The following is a 25,684-nucleotide window of genomic DNA, read 5'->3' as shown; positions in this document are numbered from 1 at the left end:
CACCTCGCAGTATTCCGGCATTCCGGCCCGCTTGGTAGCGAGCGGATCATTCGAGACTTTCAAATTTTTTGGGGGGAATGGCTCGAAACAAATGCGGCTAGAAATTTGCCGCAGAGACGAAAATGTCTGGAGGAGCTGCTTTGATGAGATACCCCCGCGATCTTCACGGCCACGGCCCGAACTTCAAGATCACATGGCCCGACGGCGCCCGGATCGCCGTGCAATTCGTCATCAACTACGAGGAAGGTGGAGAGAACTGCGTGCTGCATGGCGACGCGGCCTCCGAAGCATTCCTGTCGGAAATCGTCGGCGCGCAGGCCTGGCAGGGCCAGCGCCACTGGAACATGGAATCGATCTATGAATATGGCGCGCGTGCCGGCTTCTGGCGGCTGCACCGCATGTTCACCGAACGCGGCGTGCCGGCAACGGTCTATGGCGTCGCCACGGCACTGAAGCGTTCGCCCGAGCAGGTTGCCGCCATGCAGGACGCCGGCTGGGAAATCGCCTCGCACGGTCTCAAATGGATCGAGCACAAGGACTTTTCGCCCGAGCGCGAACGCCAGGAGATCGCCGAGGCTATCCGCCTGCATACCATCGTTACCGGAGAGCGCCCACGTGGTTGGTACACCGGCCGCTGTTCGGACAACACGCTCGACCTCGTGACGGAAGCCGGCGGCTTTGACTACGTGTCCGACGCCTATGCCGACGACCTGCCCTACTGGCATGAACATGCCGGGCGCCATCAACTGGTCATCCCCTATACGCTCGACAGCAACGACATGCGTTTTGCGACGCCGCAGGGTTTCAACAGCGGCGACCAGTTCTTCAGCTACCTCAAGGACAGCTTCGACGTTCTTTACGCCGAAGGAGCGGCCGGCGCGCCGAAGATGTTGAGCATCGGACTACACTGCCGCCTCGTCGGCCGCCCCGGCCGCGCCGCAGCACTTGCCCGCTTCCTCGACTATGTGCAGAGCCACGAGAAGGTCTGGCTCGCAAAGCGCGTCGATATCGCCTGCTACTGGGCCGAGGCCTATCCCTTCAAGGCCTGGGACGATCGCCCGTCGCGGCTTTCTGAAGAAGAGTTTGTCACCCGCTTCGGCGGCGTCTTCGAACATTCGAAGTGGATCGCCAAGCGCGCCTTCCAGGGCGAGCTTTCGCCCGCCAACGACACGGCGATCGGCCTTGCGGCCGCCCTTTCCGCTGTCTTCCGCGAAGCCTCTGCCGAGGAACGGCTCGCCGTTCTCATCGCCCACCCGGACCTCGCTGGCAAGCTGGCGCAAGCCAAGCGTCTCACCGAGAGCTCGACCAACGAGCAGGCCGGTGCCGGCCTCGATGCGCTGACCGATGCCGAGCGCGAGCGCTTCACCACGCTCAACACGGCTTATGTCGAGAAGTTCGGCTTCCCCTTCATCCTGGCGGTCAAGGGACGGACCAAGGGCGAAATCCTTGCGGCCTTCGAAGGCCGGGTCGAAAACGACCGCGAGACGGAATTCGAGACGGCGTGCCGGCAGGTGGAGCGGATCGCCTATCTGCGCCTCAAGGACATGCTGCCGAGCTGAGGGCCTCGCGATGACGACCGACGGCGTGAGCCCGCCCGAATTCGCGCTGAATGCGATCAACCTCGCCTCCGCCGCTCTCGGCGCGAGGCCGGTCTTCGCAACCGACGAGTTCTTCGCGCCGCTCGAGCGCATGCTTCAAGACGCGCCGCCGGTCTATCATCCCGGTGTCTATGACGAGAACGGCAAGTGGATGGACGGCTGGGAGACGCGGCGTCGCCGCGGCCCCGGCAACGATCATGCCATCATCGCGCTTGCCGCAAACGGTCGTATCCGCGGCTTCGAGGTCGATACGGCGCATTTCACCGGCAACTATCCGAGCGCCTGCGCCATCGACGCCTGTCTGGCGCCCGATGGACCGGATGAGCGGACGACCTGGACGGAACTTGTCTGCGCGCGGCCGCTCGGGCCGAGTGCGCTTCATCATTTCGAGGCCAGGTCGGAAGCGGTCTGGAGCCATGTCCGCCTGCGCATCTATCCCGATGGCGGCATCGCCCGCCTCAAGGTTTACGGCACGCCCGCCCTGGACCGGGCGGCGATCGGCGACACGGCAGTCGATCTCGCCTCGTCGCTGCTCGGCGGCCGCATCATCGCGTATTCGAACGGGCACTACGGCCACCAGCGGCTGCTTGCGCCCGGACGCGGCATCAACATGGGCGACGGCTGGGAGACGCGCCGCCGGCGCGAGCCCGGCAACGACTGGATCGTGGTGAAACTTGCCGCGCGCGGTGCGGTCGAGCGGATCGTGGTCGACACCGCCCACTTCAAGGGAAACTACCCGGACGCCTGCTCGCTGCAGGCAGCCGACCTCAGCGCAGCCACGTGCGAGCTGGCTGCCTCGATCACCGCATCGTCGATGTTCTGGCGCGAGGTTCTGCCGCAGCAGAAGCTCTCGGCCGACAGCCTGCACACCTACGGAGCAAACGAGTTCAAAGCGCCGGGCCCTGTAACCCATGTGCGTTTCAACATCTTCCCCGATGGCGGCGTCAGCCGGTTGCGTGTCTTCGGGCGTATTGCGAAAGCCGGCAGCCCCTAGATCGTTTCGCAGAGGAAACGAAATGACCGGACCTGAACCGCAAGTTCCAGGGAAGCGCTTTCCCTGGAATTGCTGCCATCGATCAACATTGCACGGAGGAGCGTCGCATGAAGGAGATCGTCATACAGCCACTGACCCGGGAGGCCTTTGCGCCCTACGGCGACGTAATCGAAACGGAGAACGCCCACAACTTCCCCATCAACGGTGGCAAATGCACCCGCTATCACGATCTCGCCAAGATCGAAACGACGGGCGAGAAGGCCCGGCCGATGATCAGCCTGGTGCGCGGCGAACCCTATCCGCTGCCACTCAAGCTCACCATGGTCGAGCGCCATCCGCTCGGCAGTCAGGCGTTCATCCCCTTGAGCGACAATCCGTTCCTCGTCGTCGTCTCCCGGGAAACCGACGAAGGCCCGAGTGAACCGATCGCCTTCAAGACCACACCGGGCCAAGGCGTGAACATCGCCCGCAATGTCTGGCACGGCATCCTGACACCACTCGAAGATGTCTCGGATTTCGCGGTTGTCGACCGCGGCGGCGAAGGCGTCAATCTGGAGGAACACTTCTTCAAGGAGCCGTTCCTGATTGTATGAATGAACGAATGGCCCGGTCAACTGACCGGGTCATCGGTGCGTGGGTCACGGGGCGTACCGTAGGGCTCAACTGTTTTCCTGATGCCCATCAATCGACATCAGTAGCCGCCATCCCGACGGAACTTCGTCGGCGTGTATCCCGTCACCCGGCGGAAATCGCGCGAGAAATGATAGGGATCGGGATAGCCGCATACCGCCGCCACCGCGGAAACCTTCGCATCGCGGCCGATCAGCAGGCGTTTCGCCTGGTTGATGCGCTCGTGGCGCAGCCAGTCCATCGGCGTCGTGCCCACCATATCGCGAAAGCGGCGAAAGAGTTGCGACTGGCTAAGCCGCGCTAGGGCCGCGAGATCATCGATCGTCCAGGCGCGGGCGAGATCGTCACGCATCGCTGAAAGAACAGCCAACAAACGATCCTCGCCCGGTGCATCCTCGCCCGGCTCACTGCCGGTCAGACGCGGACCGATCATGTCCACGATCAGCCCGGAGATAGCCGCACTCGCCAAGGCATCGGTCGCAGGCGAGCGTTCCGCAAGAAACCCGCTCACCGCCTCAAAGGCAGCGCGTGCCGTCTGCGTATCCCTCGGCGCGAACAATGGCGACTGCTGGACACCCAGGAACTGGTAGAGCGCATCGAGACCGTGCCCCTCGATCCCCATCCAGAGATAGCGCCAGTTTTCGCTGTCGGGCGCGCAGCTGTGCGCATAGGCCTGCGCGGTATCGAGCCAGGCGACATTGCCCGTTTCGGCCAGGAACCGTTGACCGCGCACCTCTATCAGCCCGCGGCCGCCGGTGGTGTAGACAAAGACATGCTGGTGGAACCGCTTGCGGATCGGCGCTTCCTCAGGATGGGCGGTCCGGCTTCCGGCGACCAGCGCCAGATAGGGAAACGCATCGGCAAATTTGGCCGGCGTATGGAAATGGATCTCTTCGTTTTCAGACAGCATCCGCGTTTTCTGTCAGTCAATGCGAGTTTTGTCCATCATCTTGCGACAGCGTACCATTCCCAACGAGACCGTGGCGACGCTATCATGCAGCTTTATGCACGGAGTATTGCCCATGACCGAAGCCACGCCGAACGGCGAAGCCGCAAAGCTGACCTTCGCGCCGTTGTCCCCGGATTTTGCCCGCGATCCCTACCCGACCTACCGCGCCTTGCGTGAGAAGGAAGGGCTGCATTACTTCCCAGACCTCGACATCTGGCTGGCTTCGCGCTTCGAGGATGTCTCGGCGATCGTCATGGACAAGCGGATGGTGCGCTCGCTCGAGGACATTGCGACCGCCGAGGAGCTTGCGAAACTGCAGCGTGCCGGTAACTGGCATGACATGCCGCACCACGAGCGCTTCGTCCAGTTCAGCCTGCTCGACAGCGACGGCGCCGTGCACGACCGGCTGCGCAAGCAGGTGTTCAAGCTGTTCACGCCTGCCATGATCGCCAAGCTGCGCGACCAGATCCAGGCCTATGTCGACCGCCTGATCGACAGCCTTGCAGATCGCGGCGAGATCGATTTCGTCGACGACCTCGCCGCCCACGTTCCCGGCCATATCATCGGCCGCCTGCTCGGCGTGCCGGACGAAGACTGTCCGCAGCTCCGCATCTGGTCGGAAAACATCGTGCAGTTCTTCGACGTCGACCGTTCCGACGCGCGCAAGAAGATCGCCGAAGACAACACCACCGAGTTCTACGAGTATCTGACGGCGCTGAAGGCCGAGCGCGAGCGCGCGCCGAACGATGATCTCATCTCGGTGCTGATCGAGGCGGAGCGCTCCGGCGCAATGAACTTCGACGAATTCATCTCGACCTGCATGCTGATCCTGATGGCGGGCCACGGCTCGACGATCGACGTGCTCGGCAGCGGCATGCATGCGCTCTTGCGCTTTCCCGAGCAGATGGCGCGGCTGAGGAACGAACCCGGCCTGATCCAGACCGGCGTACAGGAGATGTTCCGCTACGAATCCCCGCTTCCCTTCTTCCACCGGCATTGCGTCGAGGACGTCGAGATCTGCGGCCGGCGTTTCGAACGCGGCACCAAGTTCGGCCTGCTCTACGGTGCTGCCAACCGCGACCCCAAGCAATTCGACAACGCCGACACCTTCGATATCGGCCGCACGCCCAACCGGCACCTCGCCTTCGGCGGCGGCGTGCACTTCTGTCTCGGCAACCACCTCGCGCGGCTCGACATGGATATCATCTTCAGCACCCTGCTTCGCCGCTTCCCGACCATCGAACTCGCCGAGCGGGAACCGGAATACAAGCGCGGCCTTTCGGTGCGCGGCCCCAAGCGGCTGAAGATTGCCATCCGGCAAGCCTGACCCGCACTGAAACCGACATTCTAAGAACCGGAGAATACCCATGCCCAAGATCGTCTTCATCGACGCGGACGGCACGACCAAAGAAGTGCAGGCGGAGGTCGGCCAATCGCTGATGTCCGCGGCGGTGCAGAACGGCATCGATGCCATTGCCGCCGAATGCGGCGGTTCCTGCGCCTGCGGCACCTGCCACTGTTACATCGACGGCGAATGGGCCGAACGATTGCCGGCACCCGATTTCCAGGAGCAGGACATGATCGAGTGCGTGGTCAATCCCAACGAGCGCAGCCGCCTGAGCTGTCAGATCACGGTCTCGGCCGAGTTCGATGGCCTGGTGGTGCATCTGCCGGCCGGGCAATACTGAGCAAGTCCAGGAAAAGTGTGAAACGGTTTTCCGCCCGGATTCGCGTACCTTAAAAAGTCAGATCAGGTAGAAAAAGGCCGGGGCAACATTTTCGTTGCTCCGGCCAGCACTTACGGGGAAGTTCTGATTGGCCGAGGCGACGATGCCCCGGCCAAATTTCGTATTACTCGGCAAAGAACGCGAAGCGCACGATGAACAGGGCGGCGACGATCTGGGTGGCCGGGTGGATGACGCTCCACTTTCCGGTGCAGACCTTCAAGACGACGTAGCTCACGAAGCCGAAGGCGAGGCCGTTGGCGATCGAGTAGGTGAAGGGCATGGCGAGCGCGGTGAGCGCAGCCGGTGCCGCTTCCGTCAGGTCGTCCCAGTCGACTTCGGTCAGTTCGCGCATCATCAGGCCGGCGACATAGAGCAGAGCCGGAGCCGTCGCATAGGACGGGACGGCCGCTGCCAGCGGCGAGAAGAACAGTGCTGCCAGGAACAGCACGCAGACGGTGAGCGCGGTCAGGCCGGTGCGGCCGCCTGCCTGAACGCCCGAGGCGCTTTCGACATAGGCAGTCGTGCTGCTGGTGCCGATCAGCGAGCCGGCGACGATCGCGGTGCTGTCGGCCAGAAGCGCGCGGCCGAGACGGTTCGGCTTGCCCTCTTCGACCAGCTTGGCACGCTTGGCGACACCGATCAGCGTGCCGGTGGCGTCGAAGACTTCCACGAGTACGAAGACGAGGATGACGTGCAGCAGGCCGCCATGCAGAGCGCCCATGATGTCGAGCTGCAGGAAGGTCGGCGCAATGCTCGGCGGTGCCGAGACGATGCCCTTGAACTCACTGACGCCAAGGATCATCGACAGAACCGTGACAACCAGGATGCCGATCAGGATCGAGCCGCGAACCTTCAGCGCATCGAGCACGGCGATCACGAAGAAGCCGAGGATGGCGAGAAGCGGACCGGTCTGCTTGAGATCGCCAAGACCGACGAGCGTTGCCGGATTGTCGACGACGATACCGGCGTTCTTCAAGGCGATGATGCCGAGGAAGAGGCCGATACCGGTGGCAATCGCGCTTCTCAGCGAATGCGGAATGCCGGCAATCAGCCAGCTTCGCACCCCGGTCACGGTGAGGATCAGGAAGATCACGCCCGAGATGAAGACCGCGCCCAGCGCCTGTTGCCAGGTGAAGCCGAGGGCAGCGACGACGGTGAAGGCGAAGAAGGCGTTGAGGCCCATGCCGGGCGCCATGCCGATCGGCCAGTTGGCGACGAGCGCCATGACGGCGGAGCCGAGTGCGGCGGCGATACAGGTTGCGACGAAGACGGCATCCCTATCCATGCCCGTGCTCGACAGGATGTCGGGGTTGACGAAGATGATGTAGGACATCGTCAGGAATGTCGTGATACCGGCGATCACCTCGGTGCGCGCCGTCGTCTGATGCTCTTTCAGCTTGAATAGTCGTTCAAACATCTTTCCTCCCTTGGCGGCGTCACCACGACGCAGCCGAACGACAGTGACCGGGAAACCGTCTCCTCCAGTTCCCGACCAGTGCATTTCGAACGTCCGGAAGTTTCCGGGACGATCGCTTCGCTTAAGGCTTCGTGCCGGCTGGCGATCGTCCGCCCTCTTTCGGACGACGCGAATGCCTTTTGCACAGCCTTGGGATTGTGCGACTTCCGGAGCCGGACCGCTAGCCGTCCATTCCCGGGATCGGTGATGAAAGACTTTCAAATTTTTCGGAGCATTTGGGGGGCCGAAACTGCGTGTTTCGCGTGTTCACCACCATCGGGGTGTGCCAAGAAGAAACTCTCGACAAAATATGTTGGAAGGTCCTCTTGACCTTCCAACGATGGGAACCGCCATGTTTCTCTCACAACGAAACGAAGGAGACAAGCATGCAGAACTACAAGATCGACAACATGACCTGCGGCCACTGCGCCGGTGCCGTCCAAAAGGCGATCCTGAGCGTCGATCCGCAGGCTACGATCAAGGTCGATCTCGGCAACCGGGAAGTCAGCGTCGAGACCGTTGCCGGTGCGGGCCCGATCGCCGACGCCTTGAGGGCCGCCGGCTACGAAAGCCGTGCGCTCTAGACGATGGGCCGCGCCGTGGACCATCCACAGCCCAACTGGGTGGCAACGAATGCCCCGCCCGAAGCGCTTGGGCGGCTTTTCGGCCGCTGGTCGAGAAGTTCGCCGCCGCCTTTGCCGCAGACGTCGAGCCCGGACTTGCCGCCTTCATGACCGACTCCCAGGTTCCGTGGGACCTCGAGGCGCTTCAGGGCGAGGTGGGCAAGCCCGCCTGGAAGGAAAAGCCGAGCTGGTATCTCGCCACCGAGGACCGCATGATCCCGGTCGACGGAACGAAACGCAGCCTCCGACCGCAGCGCCGCTCGGGGGCTGCTTTTGCGATCGACAGCTAACCCCGCAGAATACCGCCTCCAGATGGACGAAAGTGCGGACGGCACTTTTGCTGCTTTCCTTGCCTGCGGGCATCGACCCGAAGGCAAGACGCCGGTCCCCGCAAAGTTGTCTGCAACGTCCAGCGTCCATTATCCCCGGCTCTCGAGCCTGTCTCGGCAGGTCCTAGAAGCCTTTCCCATCAACGGCACCGGCATAACCGCCGAACTCTAGGGGCGAGCGAGCAGCACGGTCATGCCAGGCTCGAGATCGCTCGTGGGCATATCTGCCTCCAAGCGAACACGGAAGCTATTGAGGTCATGGTCTCCGACAGCCCGCGCCGCTCGCCATGTCGCGAACTCGCCCAACGGCCGAAGTTCCGTCACATGTGCGGGAACAGACGGCCCGTTCGGCGTCGAAAGCGTTACGGGGGTGCCGACCGTCATGCCGCGGAGATCATCCTCACGCACGGTGAAGGCAAACCACGACCGGTCGTCGACGTCCATCGTTACCACAGGTTTTCCGGGCCCGATGATTTCCCCAAGTTCGGCGACGCGGATGTTGATCGTGCCATCGGCTGGCGCAACGAGCCTTGTCCTGTCGAGCTTGGCTTGAATACTCGCCACCGTCGCCTCGGCAAGTGCGACCCTGGCATCCGCGAGTGCCCGCTCTTCAACAGTAGGACCGGCATTCGCTGCCTCTGCCTGGGCGCGTTTTACCTCCAGATCTGCTTCGCCCTTGGCGAGAGAGGCAGCGGCTTCGTCGGCCTTTTGCCGACTTGCGAAGTTTTTGGCCGCAAGTGCGGTCGCCCGGTCGTTCTCCTGTCGTGCAAGGACCAGGTTTGCCTCGGCCGTGCGCACGGCCTCCACTGCAATATCAACCTGTTCGCGCCTGATGCCGGAATAGATCCGGTCGCGCTCTGCCTTCGCGCTCGCGGCCGCCGCCCTCGCCTCTCCGACAAGCGCTGACAGATCCGGATTGTCCAACACCGCGATTATGTCGCCTTTACGCACCTTCTGCCCCGGTTTTACGGCAACGCTGGCGAGGCGGCCGGATGTCTCGGGAGCAATGCGGATTTCCGTTCGCCTGACCATGCCGGCGATAGCCTCCCTGTCCGCCGCCGCGGCCAACGATGCGGCGGATGCCGAGAGGGCCAGTGCGGTCGCGGCAATGATCGGTAGGCGCATGGATCTAGCGTTCATTGACGCCCCTCCGTGAGGTGACGAACCGAGCGGAGATCATGGCCAGGGCAGCATAGATGAATGCCAGCATCCAGAGCCGCGCCCAGTCCTTGAAGACGTCGCCGAACGCGGCCCCCATCTGGTTTGCTCGAACCAGCGCATCGATCCCCGACGTGCTTGGAAGGGCGTAGCTCGCGGCCCGCAATCCCGGCGGGATCGCCTCCGGTGGCCAGGCGACGCCCACAAGGAAGAATAGCGGCAGGCTGATCGCTATGAACAGCAGGACGGCGGTCTCTCGGCGCCTGAACCAGCTTCCTGCAAACTGCCCCAGGAAGCTGACCGAGAGAATAAAGGGAACAGCGAGAACAAAAAGGTCCAGCACCCGATTCGTGGCGGAAAATCCGTAGACTCTCGGCAGGACGACGAGAAAGAACACGTAGGCCGGCAATGCCAGCAGAAGATGCGCAAGCGCCTGGCCGAGAACCGATTTTACCGCGCTACGGCTTCGCCGCGCCTCATGCCCGCCGCGTTCGAACGCTACCCCGCCAATCGTCGCCGTGCCCATCAGCAAGGTCTGCTGCAAGATCAGGACGAAGGCAGCCGGCACGACATAACTGCCGTAGCCGCCCGTCGGATTGAACAGCGGCTGGTTGAGAATCTCGACCGGCGAACTGACGGACAAAGCTGCCCGATAGCGGCTTCCTTCGGCGCGCGCGCTCTGCGTGGAGAGGTCGGAACGAACCGAACCGACAGACTCCTGAATGCCCTGAAGCGTCCGACTGTAAAGCAGGAAGTATGTGGAATCGACAAAGGCCGGCAAACGCGCCGTCGACCCCTTCATGACCTCGCGCTCGGTGCCGGCAGGAATACTCAGGATACCGAACACCTGCCGCCGGGCGAGGGCCATCTGCGCTTCGGCAAGGGTCGTTGGACGGGCTGCAACTTCGACCGCTTCGTGTCCATCCAGGGCCTGGACGATCGTGAGGCTGATGTCCGAGTGGTCGTCGTCGACGACAGCGATCGGAATGTTCCGGATGAGTTGCCCGACATAGGGTTGAGGATAAAACAGACCGTAGATGATCGGCCCGAGAACGATGAGGCCGAAAGCTCCACGGTCTCGCAGGACGCGGCCATATTCGTCCGCGAGCGCGCGGGCGACACTGATCCTGCCCGATCGCCGTGGTTCGACCGTCTCCTCCGTGGTGGGCAAGGGTCTGTTCGCGATCGCGCGCAACCGAAGCCATGAGAACAGGAAATAGAGCGCTGCGAGAGCGCCAAGTGCCATGAAGGGCGTAATCGAGTCCTGCTCAGGTACACCGCGGGCCGCCTGGTCGAACAGGACCTGAATGTACCAACGCAGCGGCAGCAGCATCCCCCAGCTTTGGGCGAAGGTATTCATCGCCAGGATCGGGAAGCCCACGCCGGCATAACCGAAAGCGGGGGAGCAAAAGATACCGGTCAGGCTGAGGCCGGAAGCGAGGTTTCTGACGAGCAGTTGAAAGAGAGCGCCGACCGAGAGATAGGCAATGATGAGAAGGCATGCTGCGGCCGCGACCAGGACCGGATTGCCGCGGAACGGGATCTCGTAGAGGCCGTGAATGATGCCGAGCACCACGGCCATCATCAGCAGGAAGATCGCCAAATACGGCAGCAACTTGCCGACGAGAGCCGTGAGGCTGCTGCCTCCGGCCGTGGCAAGCCATTCGCTCATGCTGCGCGATCCGAATTCCGACCCGACAGCATAACCGCCCGCGATCGCGACAACGACATGAAGTACCGTCGGCAATATGGCGCGAAGCAGAAACTGCGCATAGTTCAGGGCCGGATTGGTCAGGACATATTGCTCGACGACGAGCGGGCCCGGCCTGAAACCCGGGCTTGCCGCGCCGCGCGGCAGGTCGGCGATCGCCGCCGAAACCGCCGACTGCAGGGAGGTCGAAGCGACGTTCCCGGGTGTGAAATACTGCTTGTTGAAGAACACCACGATCTGCGGCCGCCGCCCGGCCATGATGTCACGCTCGAGATCCTTGGGGATATAGACGGCAGCGATCGCCTCACCCGACCGCACCGCATGCATGGCGCCGCTAAGATCAAAGGACCGCCTGTCGACATTGACCCCGGGAGCGGCGCTGATTGCCTGCACGAAGGTCATCGAGGTTCTCGACCGATCCTGATCGACCACGTCGACATGAAGGTTGCGGATGACCGCATTTCCGAAAGTTGCGGCAAGCAGCGAGAAAGCCAGAAGCGGGATGCCCACCACCAGAAGCAGGGCTACCTTGTCCCGCCACATCCACAGGACTTCCCGGGCGGCAACCGCAACGAGCCCGCGAGGCTGAGCGGCCGTCATCACCGTGCATCCGCCCAGTCGGCATAGGCGCTCATGCCCGGCCTCAATGTGGCGATCTTTTCGACCGGATAGGCCCGAACTTCGAAGGTTCTGAGGTCGAAATCACCGGTCGCCCGGGTTGCGCGCCAGCCCGCATATTCGCCGCGCGTTGCAATCGTGCGGACCTCGACTTCGACGGGGGTGTCACCGAGCGCTGGAATTTTCACCTGGAAATGGTCGCCCACCTTCAGGCCCTTCACGAGATCCTCTCGAAGGTCAAAGCGTACCCAGATGTCGGAAAGATCAACGAGCGAGAGCAGAGGCACGCCAGGCGAGACATACTCCCCCGGTTCGGTGGCAATCTGGTAGACCTGCCCGGCAATAGGTGCGGTCACCGTCAACTCCGCGACCTGTGCTTTCAAGGTCGCGATTGCGGCCTCCGCCTTCGCCACGGCCGCCTTCGCGACACCGCGCTCCTCTGGCGTGTAACCGGCCACCGCCTCGTCGTAGGCGAGTTTGGCCTGCTCATTCGACCGTTTGGCGACATCGAGATTTGCCGTTGCCTGGTCGAGGTTCTGGACCGATGCGTGTTCGCCCTGGGTCAACTGCAGCGTGCGATCATAGGTCTGCTGGGCCAGCGTCAGGCTTGCCTCGCTGGCTGCGACCGCAGCCTTGCGTTCCGCCACCACCTCTGCCCTTGTGCCGACTTCGATCCGATTGAGGTCGGCCACCGCGACGGCGCGAGCGGCCTCGGCTTCCTGCAGCTTCATCAGCAACTCGGGATTGCTGATCGAGGCAAGGGTCTGTCCAGCCTTGATATCCTCGCCGCGTGAGACCGGTCGCTCGCCGATGCGCCCGTCCACACGGGCAGCGATATCGATGCGGGTCGCGTCCGCCTCTCCCTGCACCAGCAGCGGCTGTGGCTGGACGAGGTACCAGAGGGACAATCCGACGATCGCCAGCGTGAACACCGCGACGATGAGTGCGGTAGCGATCGGCGGCTTCCCGCGCAGGCCCGATTCAGTTGCGTCGGAAGGAACATTTTCTGGATCGTCGGGCCCACGAAGCTGGACGTTCGGGTCCACCGCCTCGTCTCGGTCCGTCGTCTTTTCCATCGCGCTCGCCGCGCCATCGGAACTGCGGTCAGTTTCTGAAACACCGTTGCCTGCGCTGCGTGACGTATCTACCACTGCACCGTCTCCACTTCGGCTTGCCCACAGCTCCAAGCACGGCAAAGCCCTGCTTCGTCCTGGGTGGCGAGGCCTTCGCCCGAGGCGCAAATGGTGCCCGCGTGATGTCGGAGACGTCAACAGGAAAAACCGGTCAAGCGCCGATCACATGTTGCGCGGCACAAATGGAGAAAGCGATGATTTTTGCCGCGTCGGACTTGCCGGGATGATCTTTCCTGGACTCGAGACCATCGCATCACCGATCAGAACGCGGTTACGGGTTCGCATGGGCAGATATCCAGCTAAACACCCCAAACCACGGCCTGTTCATGTCGATGGATGAGGTGCTGAAGCTGGTCGAAGCTGTGGCGGATGTGTTGCGAGAATTTTTCGATGGCCGGGGTATGCGCCGAGGTCGCGCGCCTCAGAAGCCCAAGGGCACGTTCCGGGTGCGGGACGGAAACCGGAAGTGCCGTGATCGATTTTTCGTTGCGTAGCGCGAAGACGACGCTGTGCGGAAGCACAGTCAAGGCGTCGATACCCTTCAGATAGTTGACGAGGCTCATCAGCGAGCCGCCTGTGTAGCGTATCTTGATCTCGGTCGCCCCGAAGGAGAGCAGCAGGCTATGGAGATCCGCAAGCAGCGGGCTTCCCGGCGGCGGCGCCACCCAGGGATATTCGAGTAGCTGAGACGGCTGCGGCCGTCGCTTCAACAGAAGCGGATGCGTGACCCGGCAGGCGACGACGTTTCGACCGGGAAGCACCTTCTGGAACGCCAAGCCCGATCCCTCCTCAAGAATATCGAGCGGGCAGATAGCAAGATCGATCTGATCACCCTTCAGGGCAGCGCGCAGGTCGGCCATGTAGCCGTAGCTCTGGTCAATCCTGACGTTGGGGTTTTGTGCCTGGAAGTCTGCGATCATCGGCGCGATCAAGGCGTCCATGAAAAATGGCGTACCGCCGACGCGCACGAGACCGCTTTTGCCGAGGCGAAAGCTTTCGATCGTGTCGGACGCCTTGCGCGACGCCGACAGCATGACCTGGCCATGATCGGCGAGCGCGCGCCCGAGCGGCGTCGGTTGCAGCGGCCGCCGCCCTTTGACGAAAAGCGGTTCGCCCAGGCGCTTTTCGAGCATGGCAATGGTGCGCGAGATCGCCGGCTGCGACAGCCCGAGCAGCGCTGCCCCTTCGGTGACGCCGCCAGCCTTCACGACCGCAGCGAGCTGAACAAGATGGCGTTCGTCTATCTTCATAACAATTGATTATATTAACTCAGAGTAAAATCATCAATCGCGCCCGCGGCCCGTGTTAGCTTTCATCTCAGCCAAGTGTCTGGAGGAGTGTGATGCGGGGCGCGATGGTTTCGAATCCCAAGGAAGCAGCCTTTACCGAGGCTTTCGCACAGCGAATATCGAAAGCGGACGACGGCTCGCTGCCGCTGGTGCTGAGCACGGTCGTCACCCACCTTCACGAGCTCATCAGGGAATTGCGTCCCAGCGCGGCCGACTGGCGCAAAATGATCGAGTTTCTGACCGAGGTTGGTCACACCACGGACGAGCGGCGGCAGGAGTGGGGTCTGCTGTTCGACCTGCTTGGCGCTTCGGCGCTGGTCGATGAGATCAACTCCCGTCGCCCGAAACAGGCGACACCCAATACGGTCCGTGGGCCGTTCTTTCGCGCCGACACGCCGAAACGCATATCCGGCAGCAACATCTCGCTCGATGGCGTCGGCGAGCGGCTGGCGGTCTTCGGGCAATTGCTCGATCTCGACGGCCACCCGATCGAGGGCGCGGAGGTCACGACCTGGCAGGCGAACGCCGCAGGTTTCTACGAGAACCAGCAACCGGACCTGCAACCGGAGTTTAATTTGCGCGGCGTCTTCAAGACCGATCGCGAAGGGCGGTTCGACTACCTGACGGTGCGCCCCGCCGGCTACAGCGTCCCGGAAGACGGGCCGGTGGGCAAGCTCCTTGGCCAGGCGGGTTGTTCGCTCCGGCGCCCAGCCCATCTACATTTCATCGTCACCGCTCCAGGTTTCCAGACGATTACGACGCATATCTACGACGGCAGCGATCCTCATATCGACGAGGACGCGATCTTCGGCGTCAAGCCGGAACTGGTGCACGAATTCAAATGCTCCGACATCGGCGGCAAGCCCGGCTGGCGGCTGGACTTCAAGTTCCTGATGGCGAGGGCAAGGGAAGGATCTGGGTCGTGAGGAACAATTTCACCTACCAGGGCAGTGCGGGGCACATCGTCTTTGGCGAAGGCAGGAGCCGCGAGGCCGGAGCCTGGGTCGAAAAGCTTGGGTGCAGCCGAGCGTTGGTGCTCTCAACACCGCAGCAACGGGCAGACGCGGAAGCATTGGCGGAGCGGCTCGGGCCACTTGCCGCAGGCGTTTTTGCCGGGGCCGTGATGCATACGCCAGTCGAGGTCACGGCAAAGGCGATGGAAGCGGTCAACCAAAGCGGCGCCGACTGTGTCGTCTCCCTTGGCGGCGGATCCACCACCGGGCTCGGCAAGGCGATCGCCTACCGCACCGATCTGCCTCAAGTCGTTATCCCGACCACCTACGCCGGTTCGGAAGTAACGCCGATCCTCGGACAGACGGAAGGCGGCCGAAAGACGACCGACAGGCATCCTTCGATCCTGCCGGAGGTGGTGATTTACGATCCCGAGCTGACTCTCGGCCTGCCGGTCGGCATGAGCGTTGCCAGCGCGCTCAACGCCATGGCCCATGCGGTCGAAGCGCTTTATGCGCAGGATCGTAACCCGATCTCTTCGCTGATGGCGAAAGAAGGCTTGTCAGCCTTCAAGACGAGCCTGCCGACGATCATTGGGACGCCGCGCGATCGCGAGGCACGGGCCGAAGCGCTTTACGGCGCCTGGCTCTCGGGCACCGTGCTCGGCGCGGTCGGCATGGCGCTGCATCACAAGATTTGCCACACGCTCGGCGGCACCTTCGATACGCCGCACGCGGAAACCCACACGATCATGCTGCCGCATACGGCGGCCTACAACGCCGCGGCCGTGCCTGAGCTGCTTGAACCTGTGGCCCGGACCTTCGGCGGATCGGTTGGCGGCGGCTTGTGGGATTTCGCAAAGTCGCTCGGTGCGCCGCTGGCCTTGAAGGACCTCGGCCTTTTGGAGGCCGATCTGGATCGGACCGCCGAGATTGCGACCGAAAACCCCTACTGGAACCCACGCCCGATCGAGCGCCAGTCCATTCGGGCGCTGCTGCAGGATGCCTGGGAGGGCAGCCGGCCGACGAACTGACGAGACCCTTCGGGAGGAAGGGCATTGGGAGGAGGAACCATGCTGACGAGACGCGATTTTCTGAAGACGACAGCCGCAGGTGGCGCAGTCGCCTTTTCATCCGGACTTGCGATGCCGGCGATTGCCAAGGACACGGCGATCAAGCTTGGTTATGTGAGCCCGCAAACCGGGCCGCTCGCTGCCTTCGGCGAAGCCGACAAATTCGTCATCGACGCGTTTCTGGCGGCGACCAAGGCCAAGGGCCAAAACTTCGAGGTTGTCGTCAAGGACAGCCAGTCGAACCCGAACCGGGCGGCGGAAGTCGCCAAGCAGCTGATCGTCGATGACGAGGTCAATCTGGTTCTGGTCGCCTCGACACCCGAAACCACGAACCCTGTTGCAACCACCTGCGAAGCCGAACAGATGCCCTGCATTTCGACGGTTGCGCCGTGGCAGCCCTGGTTCATCGGCCAACAGGGTAACCCAAGCGATCCCGCTTCGTGGAAACCGTTCGACTATGCCTATCACTTCTTCTGGGGCCTCGAGGATGTGATCGCCGTCTTCACCAATATGTGGGCCCAGGTCGAGACGAACCACAAAGTCGGCGGCCTCTTCCCCAATGACGGTGACGGCAATGCCTGGGGCGACGGGACCGTGGGTTTCCCGCCGGTCCTCGAAAAGCTTGGCTACGGGCTCACCGACCCCGGCCGTTACCAGAACATGACGGACGATTTCTCTGCCCAGATCAATGCGTTCAAATCGGCTGGATGCGAGATCGTTACCGGCGTGGTCATCCCTCCTGACTTCACGACCTTCTGGAACCAGGCAAAGCAGCAGGGTTTCGTGCCGAAGGTCGCCTCGATCGGGAAGGCATTGCTGTTCCCGCACGCGGTCGAAGCGCTAGGCAAGGCCGGGCACAATCTCTCGTCCGAAGTCTGGTGGTCGCCGAGCCACCCCTTCGCCTCGTCGCTGACAGGCGAGACATCCGCTCAAGTGGCCGACGCTTTCACCAAGGCGACCGGCCGGCCATGGACGCAGCCGATCGGCTTTGCCCACGCCCTCTTCGAATTGGCCGTCGACGCCGTTACGCGGGCCGACGACCCGACGGACGGCGATGCAGTGGCCCAGGCAATCGCCGCCACAAAACTCGATACGCTCGTCGGTCCCATTGCATGGGACGGCAAGGGACTGCCGCCGTTTGCTGCCCGCAACGTCGCCAAGACGCCGCTCGTCGGCGGTCAGTGGCGGCTGAAGGACGCCGGCGGCTACGACCTCGTCATTACCGACAACAAGACGGCGCCGAACATCCCCGCCGGTGGAAAAATGGAAGCGATCGTTTAAGCGCCTGATGGCGTGGGACTGTGACCGAGGAGGGTCAGGCATGTCTCTGTTAGAGCTCGAGCGGGTTTCGAAGCGCTTCGGCGCGCTGACCGTCGCCGACGAGATCAGCTTTTCGGTCGGCGAGGGTGAGGCGCTGGGCATCATCGGGCCAAACGGCGCCGGCAAGTCGACGCTGTTCAATCTGATTACCGGCAACATCGCCGCCGACAGCGGCACGGTCCGCTTCGGCGGCGTGGATGTCACCCGAACGCCGCCGATGGCGCGCTGTCTTTCGGGCATGGGGCGGACCTTCCAGATCCCGCAACCCTTCGAAAAGCTGACAGTCTTTGAGAACCTGCTCGTCGCGGGCAGTTTTGGCACGCGGCGGCGCGAGGCGGAAGCCTGTGACCGCTGCGCCGAAATCCTGGTGGACACCGGCCTGTTCGAGAAGGCGAATGTACTGGCCGGCGGCCTCACCCTTCTGCAGCGCAAGCGGCTGGAACTGGCAAGGGCGCTTGCCACCGAACCCCGGCTGTTGCTGCTGGACGAGATCGCCGGCGGTTTGACGGAAGCCGAATGCCACCAACTGGTCGCGACCATCAGTGCCATCCAGCAAAAGGGCGTTGCCGTCATCTGGATCGAACATGTGCTTCATGCGCTGACCTCGGTGGTCGAACGGCTTCTGGTTCTCAACTTCGGCAAGGTGATCGGTATTGGAAAACCCGACGAGCTCATGGCGTCGCGTGCCGTCCAGGAGATCTATCTGGGGATCGAGCTATGACGGCTATGCTTGAAACCAGAGGGCTCAAGGCCTTCTACGGCGACTTCCAGGCCCTTTTCGGTGTCGATATCGCCGTTGCCAAGGGGGAAACCGTTGCGATCATCGGCGCCAATGGCGCGGGCAAGACCAGCCTGATGCGCGCGATCTCCGGCGTGCTCACAAGCGAGCCGGGCATGGTCGTCTATCGCGATGAACCGATCGGCGCGCTGGCAGCACCCGACGTGCTTGCCCGCGGCATCGCCATGGTACCGGAAGGCCGCCGGCTGTTCCCGTCGCTGACCGTCGAGGAGAACCTGTTGATCGGCGCCTATGGCCGCAAGGGACAGGGACCATGGACTCTAGAGAGTGTCTATGAGCTCTTCCCGATCCTGCGCGAGCGTCGAAACAACCCGGCGACGGCCCTTTCCGGCGGCCAGCAGCAGATGGTGGCGATCGGCCGGGCACTGATGTCCAACCCGGACGTGCTGCTCTGCGACGAGATCAGCCTCGGCCTGGCACCGGTCGTCGTTCGCGACATCTATGCGGCTTTCCCGCGTATCCGCGCAACGGGCGCCTCGATCGTCATCGTCGAGCAAGACATCGCCCAGGCACTGAAGGTCGCAACCCAGGTCTATTGCCTGATGGAAGGGCGGGTGACGCTTTCGGGGCGTCCGGAGGTGCTGACCCGCGAACAGATCCACCAGGCCTATTTCGGAGCGCCGCGCCATGAGCTTCATTGACACGATCGTGCAGGGCGTTCTGCTCGGCGGGCTCTACGCCCTGTTTGCCGCCGGCCTGAGCCTGGTCTTCGGCATCATGCGGCTCGTCAATCTCGCCCATGGCGACCTGATCGTGCTTGCCGCATTCCTGATCCTTTTGCTGACCTCGGCGCTCGGCCTCAATCCATTCCTGGCAGCGCTCATTGCCGCGCCACTGATGTTCCTGACAGGTTGGGGCCTGCAATACTTCGTGCTCAATCGCACGCTCGGCAAGGACGTGTTGCCGCCGCTGCTCGTCACGTTCGGCATCTCCATCGTCCTCCAGAATGGCCTGCTCGAAGCGTTTTCCGCCGACAGCCGCCGCGTGTCCATCGGGGCGCTGGAAAGTGCTTCGATCGGCGTCGGCTCGCTCAACATAGGCCTGATGCCGTTGATGACCTTCCTGTCGGCGCTCGCCGTGATCTTCGGCCTCAACCAGCTGATCTATCGAACGGCGCTCGGGCGCGCCTTCCGCGCGACCTCCGACGACATCGTGACGGCCGGGCTGATGGGTATTCGCCCGCAACGCGTCTTCGCCATGGCGACCGGGCTTGCCATGGTCGTGGTGACGATCGCCGCCCTCTATCTTGGCACGCGCGCCAACTTCGATCCGACATCGGGACCGTCCCGCCTGATCTACGCCTTCGAAGCCGTGATCATCGGCGGCCTCGGCTCGCTCTGGGGAACGCTTGCCGGCGGGGTCATCCTCGGCGTTGCGCAGACGCTTGGGGCGGCCGTCAATCCGGAATGGCAGATCCTTGCCGGACATCTCGCCTTCCTCACCGTTCTCGTCATCAAGCCACGCGGGCTTTTCCCCCGCGCCGTCGATTGAGGTCAAGCCGATGTCCATCGCCATTCCGTCCTTCAAGGTCGAAACCCGGAGCGGAACCTCATCGCTTGCAGCTTTGGCGGCAGTCGCCGGGCTCGCGCTTGCGATTGCAGCTCCCCTCATCGTGTCCCGCAGCGTCGTGCAGGATCTCTTCTTCATCCTGACCATGCTGGTGCTGGCGCAAAACTGGAACCTGCTTGCCGGCTATGCCGGGCTGATCTCGGTCGGCCAGCAAGTTTTCGTCGGCTTCGGCGCCTATGCGATGTTCGGTGCGGTCATTCTGGCGGGCGTTGATCCCATCGTTGCGATCCTGATTGCCGGCGCTCTTTCGGCGCTCCTCGCCATTCCGACGGCCTTTTTCACCTTCCGGCTGCAGGGACCCTATTTCGCCATCGGCACCTGGGTGGTGGCCGAGGTGGTGCGGCTGCTGCTCGCACAGTGGAAGGCGCTCGGCGGGGGTACCGGCACGTCGCTGCCGCGCGAGGCGACGAAGGACATGGCAAGCGTCGATATCGTGCGTGACCTCTTCGGTATGAAGGCGGCCGCAGCCAGCGATGCCCTCACCTATTGGATTGCGCTCCTCCTGGCGCTCGCGACGATCGGCTTCATCTACCGCCTGCTGCGAAGCAAGCAGGGGCTCGGTCTTGCGGCCGTGCGCGACAACGAGCAGGCCGCCCGTGCCGTCGGCGTCGACGCCCGCCGCATGAAGGCTCTGGTCTACGTAGCGACGGCCTACGTCACTGGACTGGCCGGTGCGCTGATCTACGTGCAGAAAGCGCGTATTTCGCCGGACGCGGCTTTCTCCGTCACCGACTGGACGGCCTATGTCATCTTCATCGTGGTGATCGGCGGGATCGGCACCATCGAAGGGCCGATCGTCGGCGTGGTGCTTTTCTTCCTGCTGCAAAAGCTCTTCGCCGATTTTGGCTCCTGGTACCTGCTGGTCCTTGGCCTCATCGGCATCCTCGTCATGCTCTTTTCGCCGCGCGGTCTCTGGGGCCTGTTCTCCGATCGCACCGGAATCCAGCTCTTTCCGGTCCGTCGCAAATTGAACGGCGGACCACTCGCACACATGCCAAAGGGAGGACCAAATGGCTGATATCACAACCGACGTACTCATCATCGGCACGGGGCCAGCCGGTTCCGCCACGGCCGCCCTGCTTTCGAGCTACGGCATCGAAAACATGGTGATCAACCGCTATCGCTGGCTGGCGAACACGCCACGCGCCCATATCACCAACCAGCGCACGATGGAGGTCCTGCGCGATCTCGGCCGGGACGTGGAAGACGAGGTCTATATGTTCGCCGCCGAACAGGACCTGATGGGCGAGAACGTCTTTTGTACCTCGCTTGCGGGCGAAGAGATCGGACGCATGAAAAGCTGGGGCAAGCACCCGGTCTCGCGCGCCGAACACCAGCTATCCTCGCCGAGCCAGATGAACGATCTGCCCCAGACTTTCATGGAGCCGCTCCTATTCAAGACGGCTTGCTCGCGCGGTACCCAGGCGCGGATGTCGACGGAATATGTCAGCCATGTACAGGACGGCGAAGGCGTTACCACGACCTGTCTCGACCGGTTGACCGGCAAGGAAATCACCGTTCGCTCGAAGTATCTGATCGGTGCTGACGGCGGCAATTCGAAGGTCGCGGAGCATGCCGGGCTCACCTTCGAGGGCCGGATGGGCGTTGCCGGCTCAATGAACATCCTGTTTGAGGCCGACCTGTCGCGTTATGTCGCCCACCGTCCTTCGGTACTCTACTGGGTGCTGCAACCGGGGGCCGACGTCGGCGGTATCGGCATGGGCCTCGTGCGCATGGTCCGCCCCTGGAACGAATGGCTGATCGTCTGGGGATACGATATCAACCAGCCGGCACCGGCCGTCGACGAAGCCCATGCGAAGAAGGTGGTGCGCGACCTGGTCGGCGTGCAAGATCTGGATGTCACGATCAAGCAGGTCTCGACCTGGACGGTCAACAACATGTATGCGACGACGATGTCGAACGGACGCGTCTTCTGCATGGGCGATGCCACGCATCGCCATCCGCCATCGAACGGGCTCGGCTCCAACACCTCGATCCAGGATGCCTTCAACCTTGCCTGGAAGCTCGCTTTTGTGCTGAAGGGCCAGGCGAGCGAAAAGCTGCTTGATACCTACACAACGGAGCGAGCGCCGGTCGCCAAGCAGATCGTCACCCGCGCCAACAAGTCGATTGAAGAGTTCGGCCCGATCTTCAAGGCGCTCGGCCTGCTCGATTCCATCGATCCGGTGAAGATGCAGCAGAACATGGATGCGCGCTGCCGCGATACGCCGGCGGCGGAAGAACAGCGCGCCGCCATCCGCAAGGCGATCGCCGCCAAGGTCTACGAGTTCGACGCCCACGGCGTCGAGATGAACCAGCGCTATCGTTCGGATGCGATCGTCACCGATGGTCAACCCGAACCGGCCTTTGCCAAGGACCCGGAACTGCATTTCCAGCAGACCACCTGGCCGGGGGCCCGACTGCCGCATGCATGGGTTTTCTCTGGCGATGGGAAGAAGGCCTCGACGCTCGATCTCTCCGGCCACGGCCGGTTCACGGTCCTGACCGGGATCGGCGGACAGGGTTGGATCGAAGCGGCAAAGGTCGTCGGCCATGAGCTTGGTGTCGATATAGCGGCCCACGCCATCGGCGCGCGGCAGCATTGGGATGATTTCACCGGCGACTGGGCCGGGCTGAGCGAAGTGCGTGACAGCGGCATCGTTCTCGTGCGTCCTGACCATCACGTCTGCTGGCGCTCGGAGGCGCAGTCGGCAGATCCCGTCGCAGACCTTCGTCGGGTCATGACATCAGTGCTTGGGAGGTGATCCATGGAAGCGCATGAGAAAGGCTTCTTCACCGAAGAAAACTCGATTGAGGTCGTCACGGGCCGCAACAAAAATGCCAAGGACGAACGACTGAAACAGATCATGGACGTCGTGACGCGCAAGCTGCACGAAGCGGTGAGGGAAATCGAGCCGACGCAGGAGGAGTGGATGGAGGCGATCCTCTTCCTCACACGCACCGGACAGATGTGTAACGAATGGCGGCAAGAGTTCATCCTTTTGTCCGACACGCTCGGCGTCTCGATGCTGGTCGACGCAATCAACAATCGCAAGCCGTCGGGTGCCTCCGAAAGCACCGTGCTGGGCCCGTTTCATGTCCAGGACGCGCCGGAGCTCGAGATGGGCGCAAACATCTGTCTCGACCAGAAGGGCGAGGACATGGTGGTCGGCGGTCGCATCCTCGATACCGAGGGCAGGCCCATTGCTGACGCCGTGATCGATGTCTGGCAGGCCAATGACGAAGGTTTCTATGACGTTCAGCAGAAGGGCATCCAGCCGGAGTTCAACTTGCGCGGCGTCTTCCGCACCGGGCCAGACGGCGGATATTGGTTCCGGGCGGTAAAGCCGAAATACTACCCGATCCCGAACGACGGTCCGGTCGGCCGGATGCTGGAGCATCTCGGGCGTCACCCCAACCGCCCGGCCCATCTCCACTACATCATCAAGGCCGACGGGTACGAGACGCTCATCACCCACATCTTCGATCCGGATGATCCGTATATCCATTCGGATGCGGTGTTCGGAGTGAAGCAGAGCCTCCTGGCGACTTTCCGGCGCGTTGAGGACCCGGGCCGCGCCGCGGATTACGGATTTTCGGGTCGCTTCTGGGAAGTAAACCACGATTTCGTGCTGGCGCGGTCAAAGGGCGCCAACTGACCGGTTCCGAGGTCATTGCCTAGCAGCGGCACGCCAAAAAAGCAATCGTCGCTCAGGCCGCAGGCTCGCCATTCTGCTGCAAGACCACGTCCAGCATTGCTGGCGTGCGTGACTTCGACGTGGAAGAAGGAGGAGGCAGGAAGGTTATTCCCTTGCCTCCTTCGGATCCTCAGATGAAATATCTGGTGCGGTCACCCCGAAGGGACGGACCGCCAGGAGCAACGAGGCGAAGGCAGCAGGAGACATTCAGTGAAAGAGCAACTTGCCATCATTCAGGCGCTTGGCGTTCGATCGGAGTTCGATGCGCTGAGCGAAATCCGCACGCGGATTGAATTCCTGAAGGCATATCTCGTGCAAGGCGGACAGCGCGCCTACGTGCTCGGGATCAGCGGCGGGGTCGATTCCCTGACGGCCGGGCTTCTCGCCCAGCGCGCCGTTCAGGAGTTACGCGAAAGCGGCCATTCGGCGACGTTCATTGCCGTCCGGCTTCCCTACGGTGTGCAGGCGGACGAACACGATGCGGCCGCAGCCGTCGCTGCGATCCGCCCGGACCGTGTCATCACCGTGGATATAAAACCGGCGGCCGATAGCCTCATGGACGCAATCCTTGCCGGCGGCGTTGACCCGGCCCCACGTCATCATTTCATCCTCGGGAACGTGAAGGCACGGCAGAGGATGGTCGCCCAATATGCGATCGCCGGGGCATCGTCGGGTCTCGTCATCGGCACGGACCACGCTGCGGAGGCGCTCATGGGCTTCTACACGAAGTTCGGTGATGGCGCAGCGGACATTCTCCCTCTCGCCGGTCTGAACAAGCGCCGCGTCCGCGCCGTCGCCTCGAAACTCGGCGCGCCGGAACAGCTCGTCTGGAAAACTCCCACCGCTGACCTTGAATCGGACGCGCCTCTGCGGCCGGACGAGGACGCTTACGGCGTGACATACGACCAGATCGACGACTTTCTCGAAGGCAGAACTGTCGCGTCGGCTGCGGCTGAACGCATACTCTCAACCTATCGCGCCAGCGCACATAAGCGCGCCCTTCCCGTCGTTCCCACGGACCATCACCAGGTCTTGCACGCCACGACTGCATGATATCTGCGGTTCGGCAAATCCTGGTCCATTCCGGTGTGAGGCCCGCGCAGACAAGCGACACCAGCGAGAAGGTATCATCACAGCTGTGAGCGCTGTTGCCGGGTGGATTATGCATTCGGGGCTGCTCCGGCTTCGCGCCAATAGTGGAGAGGAGGATCGTTGGCAGCAATTGACATATCCAATATATCTATTATTCTGGATTAATGGATAATATCACCGCAATAGCGGCGCTTGCCGCACTGGCCCAGTCTACCAGGCTCGAGACATTCCGGCTTCTCGTCCGACATGAACCGGATGGCGTGCCTGCCGGCGAACTTGCCCGCCTTCTCGACGTCCCGCAGAATACCATGTCGGCGCACCTCGCGACGCTGTTGCGCGCCGGCCTCGTGACAAGCGAACGGCAAAGCCGTTCGATCATCTATCGAGCCGACCTCCACGGCCTGCGAAACCTGACCCTTTTCCTGTTGAAAGACTGCTGTGGCGGCTCGACCGAACTCTGTGCCCCGCTGATCGCCGAACTTACGCCCTGCTGCGGACCCGAGGTGAAGCTGTCATGAGCGACATCAGACTAGAGCCAATCCCGGGAAGCGATCCCGGACTGAAGCTGGCGCTATCGGCCTCCGGTCTTCCGATCGAGGACCTCGGAGAGCCGGGACGCTCGTTCTTCAGGGCGGTTTCCTCCGATGGCGGCACAATTGGCTACGCTGGCATTGAGACGTGCGGCGATGCGGTCCTCCTCAGGTCAATGGTCATCTTGCCCGAGCATCGTGGCAAGTCATTCGGCAAATCGCTGGCCAGGGAAACCCTGAAAGCCGTCAAAGAAAGCTCGGCAGTCTTCCTGGCTACGACGACCGCCGCGCCGTTCTTCGAAAGCCTCGGTTTCGTTGCGGTCGAGCGAGCCGATGCGCCGCCCGCCGTTCTCGCAACCCGTCAGCTTTCGGGCATTTGCCCGGCATCGGCCACGATCATGAAACTCAGCAATCCTCCGACCTAACCACGGACAACGG

Annotated in this window: 25 protein-coding genes; 19 read left to right on the top strand and 6 right to left on the bottom strand. The window is 62.7% G+C overall.

The genetic code is table 11. The features are described 5' to 3' along the window. Positions 1 to 143: 143 nt before the first annotated feature. From puuE to AC070A_RS21580, 3 genes are all read left to right on the top strand, one after another. Positions 144 to 1,559: an allantoinase PuuE gene (puuE, locus tag AC070A_RS21590; RefSeq protein ID WP_057249223.1), complete on the top strand. Its 1,416-nt coding sequence runs from the start codon at positions 144 to 146 to the stop codon at positions 1,557 to 1,559. Positions 1,560 to 1,569: 10 nt separating this feature from the next. After that, positions 1,570 to 2,592, top strand: a complete 1,023-nt coding sequence (gene alc / locus AC070A_RS21585) for an allantoicase (RefSeq protein WP_057249224.1) — start codon at positions 1,570 to 1,572, stop codon at positions 2,590 to 2,592. A gap of 107 nt (positions 2,593 to 2,699) precedes the next feature. Further along, positions 2,700 to 3,185, top strand: a complete 486-nt coding sequence (locus AC070A_RS21580; RefSeq protein ID WP_057249225.1) for an ureidoglycolate lyase — start codon at positions 2,700 to 2,702, stop codon at positions 3,183 to 3,185. A 98-nt stretch (positions 3,186 to 3,283) separates the two neighbouring features. Here the strand turns inward: AC070A_RS21580 and AC070A_RS21575 are convergent, their stop codons facing one another. Continuing rightward, positions 3,284 to 4,132: a helix-turn-helix transcriptional regulator gene (locus AC070A_RS21575; protein ID WP_082615765.1), complete on the bottom strand. Its 849-nt coding sequence runs from the start codon at positions 4,130 to 4,132 to the stop codon at positions 3,284 to 3,286. A 112-nt stretch (positions 4,133 to 4,244) separates the two neighbouring features. Here AC070A_RS21575 and AC070A_RS21570 point away from each other — a divergent pair, with 112 nt between their 5' ends. After that, on the top strand, positions 4,245 to 5,498 hold the full coding sequence (locus AC070A_RS21570) for a cytochrome P450 (RefSeq protein ID WP_057249226.1): 1,254 nt from the start codon (positions 4,245 to 4,247) through the stop codon (positions 5,496 to 5,498). 40 nt (positions 5,499 to 5,538) lie between these two features. Further along, complete coding sequence (locus tag AC070A_RS21565; RefSeq protein ID WP_057249227.1) at positions 5,539 to 5,859, top strand: 2Fe-2S iron-sulfur cluster-binding protein; 321 nt, start codon at positions 5,539 to 5,541, stop codon at positions 5,857 to 5,859. Positions 5,860 to 6,022: 163 nt separating this feature from the next. On the opposite strand, the gene AC070A_RS21560 is transcribed toward AC070A_RS21565, so the two are convergent. Further along, a complete protein-coding gene (locus AC070A_RS21560) occupies positions 6,023 to 7,315 on the bottom strand; it encodes an NCS2 family permease (protein ID WP_057249228.1) in 1,293 nt (430 codons plus the stop codon). 425 nt (positions 7,316 to 7,740) lie between these two features. Between AC070A_RS21560 and AC070A_RS21555 the strand changes: the two genes are divergently transcribed. Together AC070A_RS21555 and AC070A_RS21550 are read left to right on the top strand one after the other, a co-directional pair. Next, positions 7,741 to 7,938 (top strand): heavy-metal-associated domain-containing protein, encoded by a 198-nt coding sequence (locus tag AC070A_RS21555; RefSeq protein ID WP_057249229.1) that lies wholly within the window; start codon positions 7,741 to 7,743, stop codon positions 7,936 to 7,938. A 146-nt stretch (positions 7,939 to 8,084) separates the two neighbouring features. After that, a complete protein-coding gene (locus tag AC070A_RS21550; protein ID WP_057249230.1) occupies positions 8,085 to 8,267 on the top strand; it encodes a hypothetical protein in 183 nt (60 codons plus the stop codon). A 207-nt stretch (positions 8,268 to 8,474) separates the two neighbouring features. Here the strand turns inward: AC070A_RS21550 and AC070A_RS21545 are convergent, their stop codons facing one another. From AC070A_RS21545 to AC070A_RS21530, 4 genes are all read right to left on the bottom strand, one after another. Next, complete coding sequence (locus AC070A_RS21545) at positions 8,475 to 9,446, bottom strand: HlyD family secretion protein (protein WP_057249232.1); 972 nt, start codon at positions 9,444 to 9,446, stop codon at positions 8,475 to 8,477. Continuing rightward, positions 9,436 to 11,775, bottom strand: a complete 2,340-nt coding sequence (locus AC070A_RS21540; RefSeq protein WP_112996916.1) for an ABC transporter permease — start codon at positions 11,773 to 11,775, stop codon at positions 9,436 to 9,438. Before AC070A_RS21540 ends, AC070A_RS21545 begins: the two co-directional genes overlap by 11 nt. Then, positions 11,775 to 12,869 carry an HlyD family secretion protein gene (locus AC070A_RS21535; protein ID WP_057249234.1) on the bottom strand — a complete coding sequence of 365 codons (1,095 nt, stop codon included), beginning with the start codon at positions 12,867 to 12,869 and terminating at the stop codon, positions 11,775 to 11,777. Before AC070A_RS21535 ends, AC070A_RS21540 begins: the two co-directional genes overlap by 1 nt. A gap of 356 nt (positions 12,870 to 13,225) precedes the next feature. Beyond that, on the bottom strand, positions 13,226 to 14,176 hold the full coding sequence (locus AC070A_RS21530; protein ID WP_057249235.1) for a LysR family transcriptional regulator: 951 nt from the start codon (positions 14,174 to 14,176) through the stop codon (positions 13,226 to 13,228). Between the two features lie 89 nt (positions 14,177 to 14,265). On the opposite strand from AC070A_RS21530, the gene AC070A_RS21525 reads away from it, so the two are divergent. From AC070A_RS21525 to arsN2, 12 genes are all read left to right on the top strand, one after another. Next, entirely contained in the window at positions 14,266 to 15,141 is an 876-nt protein-coding gene (locus tag AC070A_RS21525; protein WP_425988064.1) for a dioxygenase family protein, read from the top strand. Further along, positions 15,138 to 16,199 carry a maleylacetate reductase gene (locus tag AC070A_RS21520; RefSeq protein ID WP_112996915.1) on the top strand — a complete coding sequence of 354 codons (1,062 nt, stop codon included), beginning with the start codon at positions 15,138 to 15,140 and terminating at the stop codon, positions 16,197 to 16,199. Before AC070A_RS21525 ends, AC070A_RS21520 begins: the two co-directional genes overlap by 4 nt. A 39-nt stretch (positions 16,200 to 16,238) precedes the next feature. Then, positions 16,239 to 17,519 carry an ABC transporter substrate-binding protein gene (locus AC070A_RS21515; protein WP_112996914.1) on the top strand — a complete coding sequence of 427 codons (1,281 nt, stop codon included), beginning with the start codon at positions 16,239 to 16,241 and terminating at the stop codon, positions 17,517 to 17,519. A gap of 40 nt (positions 17,520 to 17,559) precedes the next feature. Further along, positions 17,560 to 18,279 carry an ABC transporter ATP-binding protein gene (locus tag AC070A_RS21510; protein ID WP_057249239.1) on the top strand — a complete coding sequence of 240 codons (720 nt, stop codon included), beginning with the start codon at positions 17,560 to 17,562 and terminating at the stop codon, positions 18,277 to 18,279. Then, positions 18,276 to 18,998, top strand: coding sequence for a branched-chain amino acid ABC transporter ATP-binding protein (locus AC070A_RS21505; protein WP_113477951.1), 723 nt, complete (start codon positions 18,276 to 18,278; stop codon positions 18,996 to 18,998). Before AC070A_RS21510 ends, AC070A_RS21505 begins: the two co-directional genes overlap by 4 nt. Next, positions 18,985 to 19,848, top strand: a complete 864-nt coding sequence (locus AC070A_RS21500) for a branched-chain amino acid ABC transporter permease (RefSeq protein ID WP_057249241.1) — start codon at positions 18,985 to 18,987, stop codon at positions 19,846 to 19,848. The genes AC070A_RS21505 and AC070A_RS21500 overlap by 14 nt, the downstream gene beginning before the upstream one ends. 10 nt (positions 19,849 to 19,858) lie before the next feature. Continuing rightward, positions 19,859 to 20,944 (top strand): branched-chain amino acid ABC transporter permease, encoded by a 1,086-nt coding sequence (locus AC070A_RS21495; protein ID WP_492383906.1) that lies wholly within the window; start codon positions 19,859 to 19,861, stop codon positions 20,942 to 20,944. Further along, positions 20,937 to 22,691 carry an FAD-dependent oxidoreductase gene (locus AC070A_RS21490; RefSeq protein WP_492383905.1) on the top strand — a complete coding sequence of 585 codons (1,755 nt, stop codon included), beginning with the start codon at positions 20,937 to 20,939 and terminating at the stop codon, positions 22,689 to 22,691. Before AC070A_RS21495 ends, AC070A_RS21490 begins: the two co-directional genes overlap by 8 nt. 3 nt (positions 22,692 to 22,694) lie before the next feature. Beyond that, a complete protein-coding gene (locus AC070A_RS21485; RefSeq protein WP_057249244.1) occupies positions 22,695 to 23,585 on the top strand; it encodes an intradiol ring-cleavage dioxygenase in 891 nt (296 codons plus the stop codon). A 249-nt stretch (positions 23,586 to 23,834) separates the two neighbouring features. After that, positions 23,835 to 24,677 (top strand): NAD(+) synthase, encoded by an 843-nt coding sequence (nadE, locus tag AC070A_RS21480; RefSeq protein ID WP_057249245.1) that lies wholly within the window; start codon positions 23,835 to 23,837, stop codon positions 24,675 to 24,677. A gap of 203 nt (positions 24,678 to 24,880) precedes the next feature. Next, positions 24,881 to 25,234, top strand: a complete 354-nt coding sequence (locus AC070A_RS21475) for an ArsR/SmtB family transcription factor (protein WP_112996909.1) — start codon at positions 24,881 to 24,883, stop codon at positions 25,232 to 25,234. After that, positions 25,231 to 25,671 carry an arsenic resistance N-acetyltransferase ArsN2 gene (gene arsN2 / locus AC070A_RS21470; RefSeq protein ID WP_057249247.1) on the top strand — a complete coding sequence of 147 codons (441 nt, stop codon included), beginning with the start codon at positions 25,231 to 25,233 and terminating at the stop codon, positions 25,669 to 25,671. Before AC070A_RS21475 ends, arsN2 begins: the two co-directional genes overlap by 4 nt. The last annotated feature ends 13 nt before the right edge of the window (positions 25,672 to 25,684 follow it).

This window comes from Ensifer sp. GW101-20A05, assembly GCF_059424735.1.
This window is presented reverse-complemented; position numbering and strand designations above follow the sequence as displayed.